Source organism: Magnetospirillum moscoviense (genome assembly GCF_001650635.1).
Classification (GTDB): Bacteria; Pseudomonadota; Alphaproteobacteria; order Rhodospirillales; family Magnetospirillaceae; genus Magnetospirillum; species Magnetospirillum moscoviense.
Genome location: NZ_LWQU01000162.1, coordinates 1 through 20,502, shown reverse-complemented (window position 1 = coordinate 20,502; position 20,502 = coordinate 1). Strand labels below are relative to the sequence as shown.

Annotated in this window: 18 protein-coding genes and 1 tRNA gene; 8 read left to right on the top strand and 11 right to left on the bottom strand. The window is 59.9% G+C overall.

The window, feature by feature from the left end; all coding sequences use genetic code 11:
- Nucleotides 1–85: 85 nt before the first annotated feature.
- The 4 genes from A6A05_RS20965 to A6A05_RS14910 all read right to left on the bottom strand — a co-directional run bounded on the left by A6A05_RS20965 (nt 86) and on the right by A6A05_RS14910 (nt 2,518).
- On the bottom strand, nt 86–430 hold the full coding sequence (locus tag A6A05_RS20965; RefSeq protein ID WP_156521085.1) for a hypothetical protein: 345 nt from the start codon (nt 428–430) through the stop codon (nt 86–88).
- Between the two features lie 52 nt (nt 431–482).
- Nucleotides 483–911, bottom strand: coding sequence for a hypothetical protein (locus A6A05_RS14925; RefSeq protein WP_156521084.1), 429 nt, complete (start codon nt 909–911; stop codon nt 483–485).
- 62 nt (nt 912–973) lie between these two features.
- On the bottom strand, nt 974–1,714 hold the full coding sequence (locus tag A6A05_RS14920) for a hypothetical protein (RefSeq protein ID WP_156521083.1): 741 nt from the start codon (nt 1,712–1,714) through the stop codon (nt 974–976).
- A gap of 135 nt (nt 1,715–1,849) precedes the next feature.
- Entirely contained in the window at nt 1,850–2,518 is a 669-nt protein-coding gene (locus A6A05_RS14910) for a recombinase family protein (protein ID WP_068502938.1), read from the bottom strand.
- A 164-nt stretch (nt 2,519–2,682) separates the two neighbouring features.
- On the opposite strand from A6A05_RS14910, the gene A6A05_RS14905 reads away from it, so the two are divergent.
- The 4 genes from A6A05_RS14905 (at nt 2,683) to A6A05_RS14885 (ending at nt 9,607) form a co-directional block, all read left to right on the top strand.
- The gene (locus tag A6A05_RS14905; RefSeq protein WP_172822288.1) at nt 2,683–4,650 is read left to right on the top strand and encodes an AIPR family protein; all 1,968 of its coding nucleotides are present in this window, start codon (nt 2,683–2,685) and stop codon (nt 4,648–4,650) included.
- A 74-nt stretch (nt 4,651–4,724) separates the two neighbouring features.
- A complete protein-coding gene (locus A6A05_RS14900; RefSeq protein WP_068502932.1) occupies nt 4,725–6,368 on the top strand; it encodes a radical SAM protein in 1,644 nt (547 codons plus the stop codon).
- A gap of 5 nt (nt 6,369–6,373) precedes the next feature.
- Nucleotides 6,374–7,915 (top strand): ATP-binding protein, encoded by a 1,542-nt coding sequence (locus A6A05_RS14895; RefSeq protein WP_068502927.1) that lies wholly within the window; start codon nt 6,374–6,376, stop codon nt 7,913–7,915.
- 930 nt (nt 7,916–8,845) lie between these two features.
- A complete protein-coding gene (locus tag A6A05_RS14885) occupies nt 8,846–9,607 on the top strand; it encodes a recombinase family protein (protein ID WP_216635814.1) in 762 nt (253 codons plus the stop codon).
- 1,194 nt (nt 9,608–10,801) lie between these two features.
- Here A6A05_RS14885 and A6A05_RS14880 read toward each other — a convergent pair.
- The 3 genes from A6A05_RS14880 to A6A05_RS14870 all read right to left on the bottom strand — a co-directional run bounded on the left by A6A05_RS14880 (nt 10,802) and on the right by A6A05_RS14870 (nt 11,667).
- Nucleotides 10,802–10,877, bottom strand: a tRNA-Glu gene (locus A6A05_RS14880).
- A 20-nt stretch (nt 10,878–10,897) separates the two neighbouring features.
- Nucleotides 10,898–11,362: a M67 family metallopeptidase gene (locus A6A05_RS14875; RefSeq protein WP_245644310.1), complete on the bottom strand. Its 465-nt coding sequence runs from the start codon at nt 11,360–11,362 to the stop codon at nt 10,898–10,900.
- Nucleotides 11,359–11,667: a hypothetical protein gene (locus A6A05_RS14870; RefSeq protein ID WP_068502917.1), complete on the bottom strand. Its 309-nt coding sequence runs from the start codon at nt 11,665–11,667 to the stop codon at nt 11,359–11,361. The genes A6A05_RS14875 and A6A05_RS14870 overlap by 4 nt, the downstream gene beginning before the upstream one ends.
- A 39-nt stretch (nt 11,668–11,706) precedes the next feature.
- On the opposite strand from A6A05_RS14870, the gene A6A05_RS14865 reads away from it, so the two are divergent.
- A complete protein-coding gene (locus A6A05_RS14865; protein WP_068502914.1) occupies nt 11,707–12,687 on the top strand; it encodes an RluA family pseudouridine synthase in 981 nt (326 codons plus the stop codon).
- Nucleotides 12,688–12,824: 137 nt separating this feature from the next.
- Entirely contained in the window at nt 12,825–13,688 is an 864-nt protein-coding gene (gene rpoH / locus A6A05_RS14860; protein ID WP_068502911.1) for an RNA polymerase sigma factor RpoH, read from the top strand.
- Nucleotides 13,689–13,886: 198 nt separating this feature from the next.
- Here the strand turns inward: rpoH and A6A05_RS14855 are convergent, their stop codons facing one another.
- From A6A05_RS14855 to A6A05_RS14840, 4 genes are all read right to left on the bottom strand, one after another.
- Complete coding sequence (locus tag A6A05_RS14855) at nt 13,887–14,375, bottom strand: acyl-CoA synthetase (RefSeq protein WP_068502908.1); 489 nt, start codon at nt 14,373–14,375, stop codon at nt 13,887–13,889.
- A 2-nt stretch (nt 14,376–14,377) separates the two neighbouring features.
- Nucleotides 14,378–16,420, bottom strand: coding sequence for a protein kinase domain-containing protein (locus tag A6A05_RS14850; protein ID WP_068502907.1), 2,043 nt, complete (start codon nt 16,418–16,420; stop codon nt 14,378–14,380).
- A gap of 107 nt (nt 16,421–16,527) precedes the next feature.
- On the bottom strand, nt 16,528–17,817 hold the full coding sequence (locus A6A05_RS14845) for an adenylosuccinate synthase (protein WP_068502904.1): 1,290 nt from the start codon (nt 17,815–17,817) through the stop codon (nt 16,528–16,530).
- 4 nt (nt 17,818–17,821) lie between these two features.
- The gene (locus tag A6A05_RS14840; RefSeq protein ID WP_068502901.1) at nt 17,822–18,961 is read right to left on the bottom strand and encodes an ATP phosphoribosyltransferase regulatory subunit; all 1,140 of its coding nucleotides are present in this window, start codon (nt 18,959–18,961) and stop codon (nt 17,822–17,824) included.
- A gap of 178 nt (nt 18,962–19,139) precedes the next feature.
- On the opposite strand from A6A05_RS14840, the gene fsa reads away from it, so the two are divergent.
- Together fsa and A6A05_RS14830 are read left to right on the top strand one after the other, a co-directional pair.
- Nucleotides 19,140–19,796 carry a fructose-6-phosphate aldolase gene (fsa, locus tag A6A05_RS14835; RefSeq protein ID WP_068502899.1) on the top strand — a complete coding sequence of 219 codons (657 nt, stop codon included), beginning with the start codon at nt 19,140–19,142 and terminating at the stop codon, nt 19,794–19,796.
- Between the two features lie 62 nt (nt 19,797–19,858).
- Nucleotides 19,859–20,434, top strand: a complete 576-nt coding sequence (locus tag A6A05_RS14830; RefSeq protein WP_068502895.1) for a YkgJ family cysteine cluster protein — start codon at nt 19,859–19,861, stop codon at nt 20,432–20,434.
- Nucleotides 20,435–20,502: the final 68 nt, after the last annotated feature.

Sequence of the window (20,502 nt, the reverse complement as noted above, 5' to 3'; positions counted from 1 at the left end):
CTGTCCGGCGCAACCCTCGATTGGGACATGCCGTGGGACGGACCGCCAGCCGTTTCAGGGGGCGAACATAGGGTCTAAATCTGAGCTAAGCATCCTCATTCGATGAAATTTCAAGTGATCTCTCCCAACAGCGGACGAGATCCCAAACATCAGATGGCTGCGGGATGCCAGTGTAAAACTTAATTGCAAATTCAGGCATCTCAACAACACCGCAACCCCTCAGAGATCTTTTTAGATCCGCAATCATCTTTCTAGGTGCATTTTGAACAGATGGTGTCTTTGCCGTCGTCCATTGGAATGGCTTTCCGTTCAACTCCCCCTTAATTACAATATTATTATTCTGCCGAACCTCAGTGATCTCAAGTCCCAAGCGTTCGAGAAGCGTTAATGTTTCCTTGTGCCACCGAGAAAGCCCGCCAAATTTCGTCATTACCCCACCCTTGCGTTTGGCTTCACCACCAGAGAAATACGGCCGCCCCCCTTCAGCTCACGTTAGGAGACCGGACAGACACCATAATCGTTTTTAACCCGTAAGCCTCGAACTGCTGCACCGCAGCTGGACCGAAACACCGAGAATGCTTCTCCATGCCGCTGGTCCGTGTCATGCGTTCAAAATTGCTGCCACGGGTGTTGGAACCATCGGTGATAATCAAGCCGCCTTCCGGGGGGAATTTCGGCGCTAGACGTTTCAGGAATTGGTCTCCGAGCACGAAGAGGTGACTGCCCCCTTCACCGGCGCTGTCTCTTCGATAAAACAACACATCGATCTTGGGGATGCTCTGAATAGCTTCCAGCGCGTTGGCGGCCATGAAGGAGGCCTTGGGGGTGCCCGACGGGAGCGCATAGGCGATCCGAGACCACTCAGCCAATAGGTCAGAACGGATGTCACAGAAAATGATCTCGTCGACCACTCCAGTCAGCAGCAGACTTGGCTCCCTAATGTCTCTGGCGCAGCACGGATAGAACGCAACCCTCATCGGCGACCGCACACAGCCAATAGGGCTTCGGTCTCCAGCACATCACGGAGTGGCGCTGCCAGCGATTCCGCTAGCTGTTCGGCCACCAAGTAAAGGCTGTCAGCATCCATTTCGGCGGTAAAGACCGGGATCCATCGCTCTTCGTCGATGTATATCGCCGGGCCGCTATGGCCTTCCGTTTTCATATAGCAAACCGAGATAGTGGCGTCAGGGTGCCTACCCGTCAGGGCGTTTGCCATCTTTTCGACCTCATTTGTCGTAATTTTCTCCTTATACTGACCTCGACGGACCCACGGTGAATCTGTGAAACGCAGGCGCGTGATGATGCCTGAGCCGTCCCGAACGGTGGTGTAGCCGGTCGAGGGCAGGAGTGGTTCACGAAGTTTCGGCGTTGGATGGCTCATGGCGTTGCGCAGATGCGTGATGAAGGCTTCGTAGGTCAGGCGACCAGGGAAGGAGTTCTCCTTAACGAACCCGGTAGTTAGCCCTTTCCATTTTGGCACGTCGTAGACCTCAGCATCCCATTCGCGGCGCTCCCGATTGCTGAGCCGCCCCTTGTTCATTTCATCACGATGGGTCAGCAACGCCTGCAGCACAGCCAATACAAGAGTGATGTCATACCGATCAGGTTCCGGGAGTCCGACAGTGAGATCGCGGTACTGCGCCAGCAGCTTCTGGGCGTTCAGAGCAAACCCTGCTCGGATCATGTTGTCTGGATCTCGAACGTATTCGACCACATCGTCCTCCCAATACCCTTCAACACCACCGAGAGCCTGCTCGTTGCCGCGGCCAAGAGCAACCCCTCCCGGAGAGATATGAAACTCAGGCGTCGGCAGGTCACAAATGGAGCGCGGCCGGAATTATAGACGCATCTACCCCGCCTTAAGCGTGGATGCGATGATCTTCTTCACTCCCTCGTGGGATAGCTTAAACCCCTGAGCGGTCATCCGCTCGGCGATGGTGCGTAGTGCCAACCCTTCATTCTTCATGGCAACCATCGTCAGGATGGCCGCCTGCTGCTCGGCGATCTCGACCAGCCCGCCATCCTCATCGACCCGCCAGCCGAAGGGGATTCGACCACCGAGGTAGCGCCCTCGCTCACGCTGGTCGGCCTTCACGGTGACGATGCGCTCGCGGATGCGGTCGCGCTCGGCTTCGGCCACTGCCGACAAGATGGTGAATACCAACTTCGAGATGCCGTTGCCGGTCACGTCACCGCCCAGATCAAGCATGTGCAACGACACCCCCATGCCCTTCAGCAGGTTCAGGTTGTCGAGCGCGTCGAGACTGGAGCGGAACATGCGGTCCAATTTCGGCGTTAGCACTACATCACCAGCCTTGAGCATGGAGATCAGACGCCCACCTTCCGGACGCTCCCCCAGCGGCTTCGACCCGCTGACGCCGCGCTCGACGTAGACGGTGTCCAGAGCCATGCCGTGCATCAGCGCATACCCTTCCAACTGGCGGCGCTGTACATCGAGGCTTTCGCCTTCGTCGGCTTGCCGGTCGGTCGAGACTCGGGTGTATCCATAGACTGCCATCGCCGCCCCCTGTCAACTCGTCAACGTGCGAAAGACAGTAGGATGCCGGGATCGCGGCGTCAACGTGCTAAAGGAAGTTTACGCACGAGGTCTTTGAGCTGAAAGCTGGCGACCAGAATGTCATTCTGATACCCTGGATGCAGAATCAAAAGTTGGGGCGCCAAATGGAAAATATCGAATTCATCGCCAATGTTAAAAAAGAAATGGCGGAGCTCAAGGAGCATGGCGTTCACATTGAAGGAGATCAGTTTGCAATATGGTTTCTAACGAAAATATTGCGAGAGCCAATTGATGTCTCTATTGAGAGGTATCACATTGGAGGTGCGGGAGACCATAAGCTTGATATTGGCATTATTGATGATGATCATACCGCAATTGTGTTGGGGCAGGTGAAATACTGCGCAACCCCCCTTGAAAGAGTTTTCTCTCCGGATCTTCCGCAAGAAATACTGAATGCAAAGTCACGTCTTCTTGATTTTCCTGAAGTTGGAAACGAGAGGAGGAAGGAGTTTGCAAAGCAGTATATTGCAATCGAAAAGGAGAGGTCTGAGCGGTTGTTTGCAATTGGATTTGGTCAGTTTTCAAAGGAAGCAATTGTTTTTGCAAACAAAAGCAAGGTTGAAATTTATGACTTTGCAAAGATAAAGCAGCGCTACATATACAATGAAGTTCCTGGCAATCAGCCAGAGCCTGACTCAATTGATATTACGCACCCAGAATTTGTTATTGAGAATGACATAGCATCTATTTCTGCGAGGCAATGGATATTTCTGGCAAATGCGGCGGAGATATACTATGCCGTCAAGGATTACCAGGACAGCATTTTTCAGCAGAACCTTCGGTATCGCCTTGAGAACTCTGCAAAGAGTGGGATCGGCTCAGAAATTACCAAGGGCATATTGAGTACAGATACCTATGATGCCCTTTCGGTGTTTAACAATGGCATAACAATGGTTGCAAATAAGGTTACGCAGAATGACGGAAAGTTCAAGGTGATCAATCCGCAAATAGTAAATGGATGTCAAACTAGCTGGGCAATTTACGATGCGTACTATCAACTTGATGAGGCTGGAGAAGATATTTCGTTAAGGGGAACTAAGGTCCTGATAAAGCTTATCGAAGTTAGTGGAAGCAGCCTAATTTCGAAAATAACTGAGACAACGAATACGCAGAATGCAATTAAGCCACGCGATCTTCATGCCAACGATGACTGCCAGGCGCTGATTTCACGCTACTTTTCGGCTATGCCGCGAAAGATATACTACGAATATAAGGCAGGAGACTGGGAAAAGATCATCAGATTGAACAAGCAGGGCGCATTTCGCGTCAAGGGAAAGCTATATCGAAAAATATCAAATGAAGATGCTGCTCAGCTGTTTCTGGCGCTTATTGGGAGGCCGTACTGGGCAAAGCAGAATAAGGGAAAGATATTTTCCGATAAAGACTATTACGATATGATTTTTGGTGTAAATCTATCTGACAAAGAGAGGTTTGATAAGCCGTTTGTTGGTGGCGGAATTACGGCAAGTACAGGTGCGGATAACTTTTGTAAGGATGTAGTATTCGGGTACAGCCTCTACGCACTTGCTGAAGCGCTAAAGGCTATTTATTTAGAAAAGATTGAAACTTACGGTGGAAAGCCAGCGTCTGACGAAGAGATGAAGGCATTTGTATTTCTCAGCGAGAACTTTAAGTTTATGAGGATATGGCACTACCTTCTAATCGCAACGATTCAGTATGTCGTACAGAAATGGAAGCAGCGCGGAAAAGACGAGAGCTTGATTAGATCAAGTCTCATCGGAAGTGACGTCGACATATTCTTTGGCTCTCCTGGGCCACTTGCGTCAAAGTTTGCTAAGTGTGAGGATAAGACGCTCTATCTTGTATTAGATGAGGAGAAGCCGTCGTCGGATTACGCAACTTTCGCGCATTGGGCCGTTTCAATCGCTAGCAAGCTTGCAGAGGAGGTGGCTAAATCGAAGTCCGACCCAGCGTACCGCTTTCAGGCGTTTATCGACCAGCGCGCCGAAACATTTGCGAGTCTTAAGGAGTGGATTGACGGGCTGCGTGCTGGTGGTGCGAAGCAGATGAGCATCTACTTTCCTCTTCCGGATGACGCCCCGTCTAGCTGAGAGGGCATCAGGATCGACAGCCGGTATATAATCGATTATGTTGGTGGTGAACGAGAGAGTCTGAGCGCGAGCACATGGCGAACAAAAACATCCTGCTCATAGAGCCTGGATATCGAAACAAATATCCCCCCTTGGGGCTGATGAAAATTGCTGCCTACCATGGTGCGGATGGCAAGCAAGACAACGTGCGTTTTATAAAGGGAGAGGATAAGTCGGTTCTCGGCGAAGCCTGGGACCGCGTGTACGTCACCACACTGTTTTCTTTCGAGTATGAGCGCATCAGCCGCGCTATTGACTTTGCGTTGGAGGTTGTCAGGGGCCAGGCCAGCAAGGTTTTCGTCGGCGGCATTGCAGCCAGCTTGATGAACGGTCGGTTCGCAGCCGAGCCTCGCTGGCGCGGCATACGCTTCATAGCAGGCCTGCTCGATAAGTCTCCGGCTGAATCCTTGCAGCTGGACGAGTTTGAGGAAGAGCTTTACGCCGATGACACCACAAGCGCACCAATTGAGACCTTGGTGCCCGATTACGGTATCCTTAGCCAAATTGAATATAGGTATCCGGTCCACGATGCCTATTTTTTATACGCATCTCGGGGGTGCATTCGCACCTGCAGCTTCTGCGGCGTCCCTAAGCTAGAAGGGGGGCTTCGCGAGACGCCCTCTATCACCGCCATTGTCCGTGAGATTGAGCGACGTTACGGCGCTAAGAAAGATCTCACGTTTATGGACAACAACATCACTGCCTCGCCCAAGCTGAAGGAAATTATGGACGAGGTCGTGGACCTGGGCTTCGGTCGGGGCGCCACCATTACCCGCCGAGGCGTCGCTATCCAGCGCAGGGTAGACTTTAACCAGGGGGTCGATGCCCGTGAGTTGGCAAAGAACCCGGAGCTGATGAGGCAATTGGCGCGCGTCTGCGTCAGTCCTCTGCGCATTGCCTTCGACCACCTTGGTTTTCGCGACGACTATGAGAGCGCCATCAGGCAGGCAGAGGCAAATGGGCTAAAGGATCTGTCCAACTACATGCTCTACAATTTTAAGGAGGCTCCGGCTGACCTGTTTGAACGCATGTATCTGAACGTCCACCTCAACGAAGAACTTGGAATCCGCATTTTCAGCTTCCCCATGCGCTATCAGCCCGTCGATATGATCGACCGTTCTCATGTTGGCTTGAAGTGGACGCGGCATCAACTACGCTCAGTACAGGTAATTCTGCAGGCCACCCACGGTATCGTGTCTGGCGCTCCCGACTTTTTTCGGGAGGCATTCGGCAGCACTTCGGAGGAGTTTATGAACCTCCTGCTTCGTCCCCACCACATGATCTTCAATCGTTTCTGGTACAAATCCGGCGGGGGCGGGGAGGGCGAGTTCGCTGACTTCCAGGCGGCTTTCAACAAGCTGTCCGAATCCCAGAAAATTGAAGCACTGAACCTGCTATCCGAGGCCATGTTCGACTTACCGGGCAAGCCCCGCCTCTCGCGAGAGCAGTTACGCGACCGGTTCGTCAGGGAGCGTGATGACGTTCTTCGTCGTGTGCTGGAGTTCTATATTCCGCCGACGAAAGACGAGGAACGTAGAATCTGGGACCTGCAGAAGGTCGTTCGCGGTAAAGCGGAAGCCGATGCGTCCTTCGGCTTAGCCGAAGATGTAGTGGTGGAGGACGCTGGTCTGCAGTATTTCACCGACGAGGCGGAGACCTCGGAAAAGCAAGTCGCCTAGGAATCATGAACAAGCACACCAACATCTCTCTCCCTGCTGAGATTGTTATCGGCAAGGACATCCTAGAACTCGTCAGCTCAGCCATGTACGTGGACCCGCTGACGATCTTCCGCGAATACATCCAGAACGCAGCCGACTCTATCGACGAGGCTCGGGCCGTCGGGGTGATAGATGCCGAAATGGTTGGTCGGGTTGACATTGTTATCGATGTGAACCAGCCCACCCGCTCGGTTAAAATCCGCGATAACGGTCTCGGTGTCCACAACGGTGACTTCGCCAAGCGCTTGACGGCAGTTGGTGGCAGCAGAAAGCGTGGAACTTCAGCCCGTGGTTTTCGTGGTGTTGGGCGGCTGGCGGGGCTCGGCTATTGCCAGGAACTGGTGTTCCGCTCTCGGTCTGTCGGCGACCCAGTGGTCCAGGAGCTTCGCTGGGACTGCCGTGTGTTTAAAAAGTTGCTGTCCGATGCCTCCTACCAGGGGAGCCTTCACGAATTGATCCAGGCCGTCGCCAAGGTTTCTGAAATCGATCCAGAAGGTTGGCCTGAGCACTTCTACGAGGTCGAACTGGTCAAGCCTGTGCGCATAGGCAAGGACACTCTTCTGAATCGGGAAGCGATCTCCCAATACCTCGCTCAGGTAGCCCCGGTGCCGTTCTCGCCAGAGTTCAAGTTTGGCTCTCAGATCCGCGGCCATTTGCTTCAGCATCATGGTGATCTCGGTGAGATCCACATACACGTAGACGATGCTGAATGCCCCATCTACCGGCCCTACCGCAACGACTATGCCTGCGGTGAGGATCGTCGCGACGAGTTTACCGATGCCGAACTAATCACTATTGAAGGGCGCGATGGTGGCGTTGGCGCCGTTGGGTGGCTTCTGCACCATGGCTATTTAGGCGCTATTCCTAGTGGTGAGGGGATTGGCGGTCTTCGAGCTCGCAAAGGAAACGTTCAGGTCGGTGACCCCCGAATATTGGCGGATATCTTCCCCGAAACCCGTTTCGCATCCTGGACGGTTGGTGAGGTTCACGTCCTCGATCCGCGTGTGGTTCCGAACGGTCGTCGCGACGATTTCGAGCAGAACGCACACTATGACCACCTAATCAGCCGCCTGAGTGAAATCGGAAGTCACGTTGGGCGGATGTGCCGTTCCAGCTCGATGGTCCGCAATCGGATCAAGGCCTTCGATATCGGCGCACTTAAGGTCGATGAGCAGCTCAGAATTCTAGAGCAAGGAGCCATCGATGCCCCGAGCGCTGAGGTCATCGTTGAGGACATCCGTAGTGAGATGTTCGAAATCAAGAGGGTCACGGAGGCGACCGTACTAACGGACGCCGACAGGTCTTTGCTAGCCGAGCGCTACACCGATCTAGAGAGCCGTCTTACCAAGGCCCGCGCAAGGCCATCAGGCGGTGGCAATGCCCTCAGCGCGTTGCCAGAGAGCGAGCGTGCCGTTATCCAGCGGATGATCTCGTTGATCTACGAGTGCTCTGCAAATCGGCTTGCTGCAAAGTCTCTGGTTGATCGCATCGTGGCTCGGCTCGGATAAGGATGTAGCTCTGCAGCACCTGCAGGGTCGCCCACTCCCCCTGCGTTGCCAGTGATTGGATCGTGCCCTGGTCTGAAATGGCGGTGGCTCTATCACTGATGAAACCCGTCAGAAAAGGAAACGGCCCAGGTTATGCGCCTGAGCCGTGTGTCCGGTGAGCTTTGCTTGGCATTTCAGCTATCGCGTCCAGCTCACAGCGGTCCTGTAGAGGTGAAAAGACCGAAAGAGGATTTCTGCCATCGAAACGCCGTGTTGTGCGGCGAACACCTTAAAGTCTGCGTGAAAGTCAGCGGGAACCTTAAAGTTAAGGTCTTTCTTATCGGCGCCATCATCGCCATTCATAATCGAGTTCATTCTTGATTCGTCCTTCATAAGTTAAGACATATATTATACCAGCTAAATCGCTATGCTTCAACGATTGGCACGAGATCAATTTATATGTTGGGATAGATTTGTGGATAAAAATCTTTGCGAAAATGATTTGCCCCAAACTTGGTGACGGTTGAGTGACGTTGTGGTGACGTTGATCCTATTTACAGCATCATTATGTGCCTTTAGTCCTATTTCTCTGATTTCCTCTCGGGCGCCATCATCCCAGTCAGCACCCAGGGTGCCTCGGATCAACAAGGAGAGCTGCCAGACCTTCATCCTTGTGCCAGTACGATTTCGGCTCCCGCCGCCCCAGCGTCACGGCGCGCCTTGACCATATATCGCCCGGCCCCATCCTGGCGGTCACTGGCGACTGTTTCGAGCCGCTGATGCTTCCGTAGCCCAGAATCGGTCGAAGTCGCTCACGGCCGCTCCCGGCGGGTTTGGCAAGAGAGACCAACTGACATCGCGATGCCTGCCGTCTGACCGGAGAGATTGCCTTCGGCCCTCACTTCTGCAATCCTCGATTCCGTCATCAATTTAATGGATTTGCAGCAGCGCATGAGTTCAAGCAAGGTCATCGGCTTTGGCGCCATCCGCGGGAAGATCCCCGAAGGAGGCCATCTTATGAATTCCAGAACCGGCCTGGAGCAGCTTAATCTCATCCGCCGTGGTGCGTCCTGTGTCAGCGGTCAGGTCGAGGAAAACTTCTGGGACCGCTACACGAGCCCAACGATCAATCTTTTCAATCGTCCTCAATTCAGGAACGCCGTGGATGAAGCGAAAAGGCAGGGCGTTCCGCTGGTCATCTCCGACCTGTTCAAGATGCTCGGGCTGCTCGGCGACAGAGACAAGGCGGTTGACGCCTACATCCGCATCACGGGTCTGGGCGTCACCATCATCGACGGCAAGTTGGGCATCGTCGCAACGAGCATTCCCGGCGACGCCTTGAGTTTCATGATCTCCAGCGCCGTCCTGACCAAGAAGAACCGACGGATCGGGCTGAAGAACGGCGGCACCGAAAGCCGTCAGCCGACCGCGAGGACCATCGCACGAGCTAAGCGCGCAGTAAAACGCCACGCCGATGATTTCGCCCAGCGCATGCTCCCCGTGATCGAAGCGATCCGACTTGAACTGGGCGATAAGGCGTCTGCCTCGGCCATCGCCACCAAGCTTAACGAAGAGAGGCACAGGACTGCTCGAGGAAAGATGTGGCAGGCGACATCAGTTCTACGGGTGCTGAAAAGGATTGATCAGATAGCGCCTAGACCTGCATTGTCCGCTGTCAAGAGTGACGACAACGACGAATCCGCTGGGTCATAGCTCGATCATCATTACCGGGATCATTTAGGCCATGCGTCATATGGTCGATCATCATCGTCAAGGTGTTTTGAATTCTCTTCACGCATGTTGGATGGTCTGTCTGGTGTAGTGATGGAGCAAACCGGGGATGGTTCTTCCCCCCCCTGCCGCTATACCAGGGACAGCGAGCAAAGGGGGATGTTACCGTTCGACGGTCGCGCATAAGAACCTTGCCACAGTGACGAACCGTACTGGGCGGCCGGCGGGACTCCGTTGTTCCGGCATCAGGTTCCGATCCCGCCCATAGGGGCAGTCCGGTCGCGTTCCTTGAAGAACGCACATCCTCGATCTGCTATGCGCCGACAGGTCGAAGATTGCGGGGCGCAGTTGATCGCGTTGCCCGCATCCTTTTTCACCCACCATCAGTGAGTGTCCGCATCGTCTCGCGTCTCCCGACGCTTATGAGACCCGTGCGCAGCCAGAGGATTGGTGATCCAACAGCTTTCGGGGCGCCTGCGGCTGGCTGATGCGCTCGGTCATGTTCCCGAGGCGCCTTGGTTACGAGGCCGCTATATACACCATCGGGTCGTTCGAGGTGCTTTGGCGTGATGGCCGCGTAGATCGTGTGCTTCAACAAGGATAAATCCTCTAACGCACAGGATGATGAACGGAAATCAACGACGGCATTATTATATCCGATTGCGATAGCAACAATCAACATCGGCATGGATGGTGGCTTTGCAGCCGATTGCTCCCGTGGTCTTTTCTGCCATAGGATATATCACCCTCGCTGATACGGCTGCCGCCTGATCGGTTGTTTTAGATTCTGCGGTATCTTCTTTGACTGACGCACGTAATCACGCCCTGTGCGTCTCCTGCCCGCTCTGGCGACCATCCGGGTGCAGGGGTGTCAACGGGAAGGCCATCCGCAGAACCGCATGCGCGGCCTAACACATCAAATTAATGGATTTGTAATGGCGCCCTGTGCAAGGAGGGCATCATTGGGGTCGCGGACCAGCCGCCATCCGGGTCAAGAAGATCGGATTCTTCTAGGACTTCAGGTCCGCACGGAGAGATGAGGTTTGAGCGGACAGCTCGCCCAATGCGCAGGAGGTCCAGCCCTTGCGACCTGGGACGCGGACATGGTACACAGAGACCGAAACGCCATCGAATGGCGGATCAGCAACCCACTGAAATATCAGCTAATTTGGAAGTTGGCGTCCCCACGGGGATTCGAACCCCGGTCGCCGCCGTGAGAGGGCGGTGTCCTAGGCCTCTAGACGATGGGGACGTCCGGGCGCGAGATGGGGTTTATGCCGAAACGGACGGGTTGGCGCAAGCGGTTTTTTTCGGCGTGCGGATCGGAACCGGACGAAAGTTTCCCCGCTTCTCGTCCAGACGGTGCGCCAGGGTCTGAATCGCCTGACCCTCGACCACGCCCACGATCACCCAGGCATGGTCCGGCTCGAACGCCATGGCCCGGTCCGTCGCCGACGGCTCGGCGGTGCCGTCGGTGTGGGAATGAAAGTGCCCGACGATGCGGTCCTTGCCGCCACGCTCGCGCAGTTCCATTTCCAGGCGGATGCGCGCCGCCGGATCCAGCTCGAAACGATCGGGGGTGTCGGCCAGCAGGTTGGCGGCCGGCTCGACCCGGGTGACGCGGATCAGCTGGCCCTTGCCGCGACCAACGATCAGGCCGCAGGCTTCCGCCGGCCAGGCGGTTTCCGCCGCATCGACCATCAGTTTCATCAGGGCGGCATCGATTTGCAGGATCATCGCGCCACCGCCGGGGCTTCCGGGGTCATGACGAAGCTGCCGGTGACGGTGCCGCCGGCCGGGTCAAGGACGATCAGCCGTTCCGGCCCGGGACCCGCGATGCGCAGGATCACCCGCTCGCCGGCGACCGCCATCTGCTCGATGCGCGCCCCGGCCGGCAGCGGAATCGCGACGGCGCCGAAATCGGCCAGCGCGGTCGGCTTGGCGTTGCGGCCGGTCTTGGTGGTCAAGCCATAGCCCAACAGGCCCAGCCCGCCCAGCAGCAGGATGCCCATCACCGCAACCAATGTCTTGATAGCTTTCATGTCCTGTGATTCGATCCGCTGAATTGTTCGGAAGTGTCCATGCCCATCATCGCCCAGACCCTGTGTCCCGATCCGGTCGCCCCCGAGGAAGCCGGAACCCGCCTCGACAAATGGCTGGCGGCCCGCCTGCCCGACCTGTCGCGCACCCGCATCAAGGCGTTGATCGACGAAGGCCAGGTATCGGCGGCCGGCCTGACCATAACGGACGGATCGGCACGGGTCAAACCCGGCCAGACCTTCGCCGTCGCCGTGCCGCCCGACGCCCCGGCCGAGCCCGAACCGCAAGACATCGCCCTGACGGTGGTACACGAGGATGACGACCTGATCGTCATCGACAAGCCGGCCGGGCTGGTGGTCCACCCCGCCCCCGGCAGCCCCGACCAGACCCTGGTCAATGCCTTGCTGGCCCATTGCGGCGACAGCCTGTCGGGCATCGGCGGCGTCCGCCGGCCCGGCATCGTCCATCGTCTGGACAAGGATACCAGCGGCCTGATGGTCGCCGCCAAGAACGACCGCGCCCACCACGCCCTGGCCGCCCAGTTCGAGGCCCACACCATCGAACGGGCCTATCAGGCCCTGGTCTGGGGCACCCCCGTCCCACCGGCCGGCGAGATCGAAGGCAATATCGGCCGCTCGGGGGCCGACCGCAAGAAGATGGCGGTGGTGAAATCCGGCGGCAAGCCGGCGCTGACCCGCTACAAGGTGCTGCAGACCTTCCTGGGCGGGGCCGTCAGCCTGGTGGAATGCCGCCTGGCCACCGGCCGCACCCACCAGATCCGCGTCCACATGACCAGCATCGGCCACCCCCTGGTCGGCGACCAGACCTATGGCCGCTCGCGCGCCGCCCGCCTGAAAGCCGCCTCGCCGGACCTACGCGAAAGCTTAAGCCGCTTCCCCCGCCAGGCCCTTCATGCCTACCTACTCGGGTTTTTGCACCCTACTTCAGGATATATGCTAAAGTTTTTAGCGGACTTCCCTTGTGATATCAAAGAACTCCTCCATTTGTTAGAGCTGGAATAATTTCCCTATATACCCGAGTTGTGAAGTATGGCATTCTCCTCCCCAGGCGAATATGATACTCATTGTCAGACACGCTGTTGACAGCGCGGCTGGCACGGGGACCCGCAAGGCCCCCGACGCGTAGAGGAGATGGAGAGATGACGGCCATATCCACCAGCCTGACGATCGCGCCCGAGGGCAACCTTTCGCGCTACCTGCAGGAAATCCGCAAATTCCCGATGCTCGGCTCGGAAGAGGAATACGTCCTGGCCAAGCGCTATCGCGACACCGGCGACGGGCGCGCCGCCGACCAATTGGTCACCAGCCATCTGCGCCTGGTCGCCAAGATCGCCATGGGCTACCGCGGCTATGGCCTGCCGGTGGGCGAGCTGATCTCGGAAGGCAATGTCGGCATGATGCAGGCGGTCAAGCGCTTCGATCCCGATCGCGGCTTCCGCCTGGCCACCTATGCCATGTGGTGGATCAGGGCCTCGATCCAGGAATACATCCTGCATTCGTGGTCGCTGGTGAAGATGGGCACCACCGCCGCCCAGAAGAAGCTGTTCTTCAACCTGCGCCGGCTCAAGGGCCAGATGCAGGCCATCGAGGAAGGCGACCTGTCGCCGGCCAATGTCACCCACATCGCCACCGTGCTGGACGTGCCGGAAAACGATGTCGTCAACATGAACCGCCGCCTGTCCAGCCCCGACCATTCCCTGAACGCCCCGGTTCGCGCCGACGGCGACGGCGAATGGCAGGATTGGCTGGTCGATGAGCGCGACGACCAGGAAACCGAGCTGGCCGAACGCGAAGAGCTGGGGCAGCGCCGCGAAATGCTGAGTTCGGCCCTGAAGTCGCTGAACGAGCGCGAGCGCAACATCCTGACGCTGCGCCGCCTGCGCGACAACCCGGTGACGCTCGAGGATCTGTCGCAGCAATACGGCATCAGCCGCGAGCGGGTGCGCCAGATCGAGGTGCGCGCCTTCGAGAAGATCCAGAAGTCGATCCGCTCGAACGCCTGATTGAGGGGGGCGCGATACAGCTGAATCGCGCCCCCCTCAGCGGCCATTGCGGCCGCGGCCAAGCCGCCGGAGGTGGCGCCCGGCGAGGGGCTGGCAAGATGCTTAGCTCATGCTGCGATCTTATCGCAGCATGAGCTAAGGTGAGTGTGTCAGCCACTGGCCTGAACGTGCCCCCGGCCCGTTCAGGCCTTTCTTTTGTCAGCCGTTCTTCTTGGTGACCTCGTCGCCCCATTCCTCGACCAGCTTCTTTTGCGCCGCCTTCAAGGCCGCCACGCGGCGGTCGGTGGTGAAGGCCAGCCAGCTGGCCACCACCGGCGGCATGGCGGTATAGATCAGCCAGCCGATGGCGCTGGTGCCATAGGCCCACAACAGCAAGCCGCCGTCGGACAGCATGTTGAAGGCCTCGTCCAGGGTGTGCACCCCGAACCACAGGGTGAACAGATAGGGGATCACGCCCGAGAAGTTCAGCCCGCCGACGCACAGCCAGGCATATTTGTGGGCGCCCTTCTCGCTGGCCCAGGCGCCCATGGTCGGCAGCATGGTGAAGAACAGCACCACCACCGTCGGCAACGAGAACGGCACCAGCGCGGCCAGGATCATCAGCACCGCGACCTTGTTCATGCCGCCGCTGCCGGCCGGTCGGGCCTGCTGCTGAACCTTGCCCTTGGGTGGTGGTTTCTTGGCCATGCTCACCACACCTTGGCGATGACGACGAAGGTGGTGGTGATCAGCGCGATCAGGATGCCGACCACCGCCGCCGTCTGCTTGCCGATGCGCACCGCCTCGACCGAGCGTTCGTCGGATTCGGTCTGGATGCGCTTCACCTCTTCGTCGGCGGCGTGATACTGGGCCTGGGCCCAGTTGAACTCGTGCTCGTCCTTGGCGCGCGCCTCGGTATTTTCCAGCAGATTGTAAAGCTCGACCACCGAGCCGCGCCGGATGATCTTGGGGATCTCTTTTTCCAGTTCCTTGCGCTTGTCGCGGGAATGGAAGGCGATCACCACCGGGCCGACCAGCGAGCCGACCCAGGCCGCCAGTGCCGGCAACGATTCCGGCCCCAGGCGATACTGGAACACGGCGAACAGGTTCAGCATCGCCATCAGCGATCTCGACGGTTCCGGATCGGCGAGCTGCACCAAATTGCGGTCGATGTCGCTGCGCGCCCGGGCCCCCATGAAGGCGGCGATATGGCGGTCGACCGGCCAGGTCTTGGCGTCCGACCGCTTGGCGGCGGCGGCGTTCAGGGCCGGCAGCAGCTCTTTCAGTTCGACGACGTATTCCTCGCCCAGCAACTGACTTTGACAGGGCATCGAATCGTTCATCTCGTAAAGGCAGCGTTCCAGGCCGAAACCCATGGCGGTCTGCGTCAGGTAGCCCTTCAATTCGCGGAAATTGCCTTCCATCAGCGAATTGTCGGGCAAATAGGATTTGCGGGCCTCGAACCACAGGGACGGCACGCCGCGCAGGATGATTTCGGCCATCAGGCGGGAATCGCCTTTCTGGGCCATCACCGCCGCCAGGGCCGAGCCGAAGCCGTCGGGCATGGCGTTGAAGCCCTTGTAACGGATCGGCGCGGTGGGGTCCAAGATGATCAGCACCTTGCACAGCATCAGATCGACGCCGGCCCGCTTGTCGTTGCCGGAATTGAGCGCCATGCGCACCTGTTCGGCGATCACGCCGGCCCGCTCGGCATCTTCCACGGCGCGGCGCAGCCACAATTCCAGCTTGCCTTCCAGCACCGGCGGAATGGCCAGTTCCCAGTTCTTGGCCATGGCCTGGGCCAGTTCGCGGCAATTGCCGTATTCCTTGCCGTTGAACGGGAATCCGCGCGCGGCGCGCTTTTCCATCCGGCTTTGCAACGGCGACAAGCGCCGGCCCGACAGCCACAGATCCAGTGATTCGATGTCCCAGCGCTGGTCGGGATCGTCGCACAACAGACCGCGCAGCAACTCGACCAGCGGCAATGGCAGGCGTTCGTCGCCGACCAGGGTGTTGTACGAGCCCTGCTGGATCTTCTGCTTGAGCAGTTGCTCCTCGTCCAGGTGGGCGACCGGATTGCGCCCCAGCAGCATGAAGATGATGGTGACGCCCAGCGAATAAAGGTCGTCGGAAAAGGTGCCCGAGCCGCGCGCCACCGGGTTGGCCATACCCGATTCAACGGTCTCGAACACCAAGGGCTGGTCGAAGGCCGGCGGCTGGCTGACGCAATCGCCCAGGGTGATGCGCTCGGCGCCTTCATCCATGAACCACATGTTGGTCGGACGGATCGAGCGGTGGGTGATGCCGCGCGCGGTCAGTTCCTTGATGGCCGCGACCATCGGCTCGACCACCCTGCGGGGGATGTCGTATTCGTCGATACGCTTGAATTCGGCGCGCAGGTTGGTCATCAGCTTGCGGCCCTGCGGGCGCTCGTAGATGACGGTCATGCATTGGCGGCCGATCGGCGGCCACAGCATTGTGCCCCACTCGACCAGCGGGACGAAGCCCATGGTGGTGGCGCCCTTCAACGCCCGCATGACATTGACGCGCGGCGGCAATTCCGGACGGCAGATCAGCGCGAACAATTGGCGATTGGGGTCGCGCTTGTCCTCGGCGACGAAGGCCTCGGCGTTGGGGGTGGCGAACTCGGCGATCGGCTGGTTCGAGCGGACGGTATAGCGGTCGCGCAGCACCCCCGGCTGGCTTTGTGCCGCCGGTTTGCCGCTGTCGGCCTGTTCCGCTGCTTCCGCCATTCTCGCGTCCGTCCAGGGCTCAGGGGGGCGAAATCAAGGACGCCCCCACCCCGTTCTTTGTACGGGGCTGGGGGCGCCTGCTCAAGCGACAATATCCCGGCGGCGTCTTACGACGCGAAGGGGTCGTGCACCAAGATGGTGTCGTCGCGTTCCGGGCTGGTCGACAACAGCGCCACCGGCGCCTCGATCAGTTCCTCGATGCGGCGGACATATTTGACGGCGGTGGCCGGCAGATCGACCCACGAGCGCGCGCCCCGGGTCGAATCGGTCCAGCCGCTGATGCTTTCATAGATCGGCTCGACCTGGGCCTGGGCCGATTGCGACGACGGCAGGTGGTTCAGCACCTTGCCGTCCAGCTTGTAGCCGGTGCAGATCTTCAGTTCCTCGAAGCCGTCCAGCACGTCCAGCTTGGTCAGCGCGATACCGGTGATGCCGCCGACCTTGACCGCCTGGCGAACCATGGCGGCATCGAACCAGCCGCAACGGCGGCGGCGGCCGGTGACGGTGCCGAACTCGTGGCCGCGATCGCCGATCAGATTGCCGATATCGTTGTCCAGTTCGGTCGGGAACGGACCCGAGCCGACGCGGGTGGTGTAGGCCTTGCAGATGCCCAGCACATAGCCGACCTGCCCCGGACCAACGCCCGAACCGGTCCCGGCATTGCCCGACACGGTGGACGACGAGGTGACGAAGGGATAGGTGCCGTGATCGACGTCCAGCATGGCGCCCTGGGCGCCTTCGAACAGCACGCGCTTGCGGGTATGGCGGATTTCGTCCAGGCGCTGCCACACCACGTCGGCGAACGGCAGGATCTTCGGCGCGACCGCCTTGATCTTGGCCAGCATCTCGCCCCCATCGACCAGCGGCGCCCCCAACGCCTTCAGAAGCGCATTGTGGTGGGCCAGCATCTTGTCGACCTTGGCCTCGAGCACGGCATCGTCGGCCAGATCGCAGACGCGGATGGCGCGGCGGCCGACGCGGTCTTCATAGGCCGGGCCGATACCGCGGCCGGTGGTGCCGATCTTGGCCGAGCCCGAGGCTTCCTCGCGGGCACGGTCCAGATGGCCATGCACCGGCAGGATCAGGCAGGCGTTCTCGGCGATCTTCAACAGATCGGGGGTGATGTCGACGCCCTGGCCGCGAATGCGCTCGATCTCGTCCAGCAGGGCCCAGGGATCGACCACCACGCCGTTGCCGATGATCGACAGCTTGCCGCGCACCACGCCCGACGGCAGCAGCGACAGCTTGTAGGTCACGCCATTGATGACCAGGGTATGGCCGGCATTGTGGCCGCCTTGAAACCGCACCACCACGTCGGCCCGCTCGGAGAGCCAGTCGACGACCTTGCCCTTGCCCTCGTCGCCCCACTGGGCGCCGACCACTGCAACATTCGCCATCTTCTTAGGCTCCCTGTTCCACGATCTTGATTCCTTCGGCCGTCAACACATGGCCGCACTTCAAACGCTTCGCCTCGAATTCGGCATCGGCCCCGGGTTCGAGGCCGGCCACCGTCACCCAGCCCTGGGCGCGATAGGCCGAGGACCAGGCCGCCGGAGTGCCGGCCGGCACGAACAAACGCTTGGCCGGCTTGGCCGGCGGCACCGCCGCCAGCACCGAATCGAGAAACAGGGTCGCCCCGGTCGCCGGCTCGGCCCCGCCGGCCAGATAGCGCCCGCCACGCCCCAACTCGCCGGCCAGATTACGGCCGAACAGGGTGAAGGCGACACCGGTATGATATTCGAAACCGCGATTTTCCACCGGATCGACCGTCAGGATCAGGTCCGGGGCCATGGCCTGGACCAGGGTCACCACGGAGGCCAGCCGGTTGCGCTCGGCGGCGGCGGCCGGCGGCAAGTCCAGCCGGCCCAAAATCTCCAGCGCCCGATCGGCCGGTCCCACCGCCTTCAACAACTCGGACAGCAGCGGTGCGGCGACACCGCCCAGGGCGGCGACGGCGGCCGCGTCCTTGTGGTCCAGGCTGCCACGCAGCGCCTGGTCCGACAGGTCAAGCTCGGACAGCAAGGCCGGCACCAGGGTCGGCAGCGACAGATCGATCGACACCCCGGTTACCCCCAGGGTGACCAAGGCCAGGGCGGCCAGCACCGCCACCTCGGCATCGGCGGCGGCCGAATCCGAGCCGATCAGCTCGATCCCGGCCTGGCCGAACTGGCGTTCCGGGCGCAATTGCGTCCCCTTCACCCGAAGGACCTGTCCGGCATAGGACAGCCGGAGCGGCCGGGGCTCGCCGGCCAGGCGGGTGACGGCGATGCGGGCCACCTGCGGCGTCATGTCGGCGCGAACGCCCATCATCCGCTGCGACAGCGGGTCCATGACGCGGAATGCCTGCGAGGCGGTGGCGCCGCCGGCGCCGTCCAGCAGCGTGTTCTCGAATTCGATCAAGGGCGGCTTGACCCGCTCGTAGCCATGGGCGGCGAAATGGCCCATGACGCGGCCGACGACTTCGGCCTCGTGCTCGGCATCGAGAGGAAGGATATCGCGCAAGCCCGCAGGCAGCAGCGCCCGGTTTACAGGATCGGTCATCACGTCCGACTGGTGAGTTCGGGGTCCGGTGGCGTCTCGTCCCGGCCAACGCCGAGGCGACGGATGGATTTAGCGCGTTTGGCCCAGTCGGGCAAACCAAATTCGCGTTGGCCGCGCGCTTGGGCATCGGCTAACTTGGCGCCGCCTGTGAACATCGAAAATCGGGGACCAACAACCCATGAAATTCTTCATCGACACCGCCGAAGTTGCCGACATCAAGGCGATGGCCGAAACCGGACTGGTCGACGGCGTGACCACCAACCCGTCGCTGATCGCCAAGTCGGGCCGCAACATCCTGGATGTCATCTGCGAAATCTGCGACATCGTGCCCGGCCCGGTGTCGGCCGAGGTCGCCGCCACCGACTTCGAGACCATGCTGGCCGAGGGCCGCAAGCTGCGCGCCCTTCGCCCCAACGTCGCCGTCAAGGTGCCGCTGACCTGGGACGGACTCAAGACCTGCAAGGTGCTGGCCGACGAAGGCACCAAGGTCAACGTCACCCTGTGCTTCTCGGCCAACCAGGCGATCCTGGCGGCCAAGGCCGGCGCAGCCTTCGTCTCGCCGTTCGTTGGCCGGCTTGACGATATCGGCCAGGACGGCATGCAGCTGATTTCCGACATCGTCGAGATCTATCAGCAGTACCCCGACTTCACCACCGAGGTCCTGGTCGCCAGCGTCAGAAGCCCGATGCATGTCACCGACGCCGCCCGCCTGGGCGCCCATGTCGCCACCATGCCGGCTTCGGTGCTGCGCCAGATGGCCGCCCATCCGCTGACCGACAAGGGCCTGGCCGCCTTCTGCGCCGACTGGGCCAAGACCGGTCAGAGCATTTTGTAGTACGCGCCCGTGCCGGGCGGCTCAGGCGCCGCTCGGGCTTTTTTCTGGGAGAGTGGCGATCCATGAGCGACTTCAACGCCGCCGCCGCCCTGGCGGCGATGAAATCGGGCGGGCGTGGCGGCCCGCCCCCGCCGCCCTTGGAACAGGCCGCCTTCGACGCGGCCGGCAGCGCGGTGATGGCCGCCCTGCCCCGGGGCGCCGATGCCGTGCTGGATGCCGTCGTCACCGCCTGGGGTCGCGCCGACCGCCTGTTCGACACCATCCGCGCCACCCCGGCCTTCGCCCTGGGGGTGGCGCCGGCCGCCTGCAAGAAGGGTTGCGGCTGGTGCTGCCACCAGCCGATCGGCGCCGCCGCCATCGAAGTGCTGGCGATGGCGCGCGCCCTGGCCGACCGCCCCCAGGCCGCCCTGGTGGCCGACTGGAAGCCGGGCGCGCCCTGCGCCTTTCTGAAGGACGGCGCCTGTTCGGTCTATGATATCCGCCCGCTGAAATGCCGCAGCCTGTGGCACCTGGACGTGCGCCATTGCATGGCCAAATACGCCAACCTGCCGGTGATGGCGGCAGGAGGGGTGTCGGCCGCGTTCCAGTTGGAACCCAAGATGATCTATGAGGGGGCCTTGAAGGGGTTGGCCCCATAGGCGTTAACATAGCCTGGACAGGCGGGCGTGAGCGTGATTCAAGATGGAATGACTCATCCATCATGCCC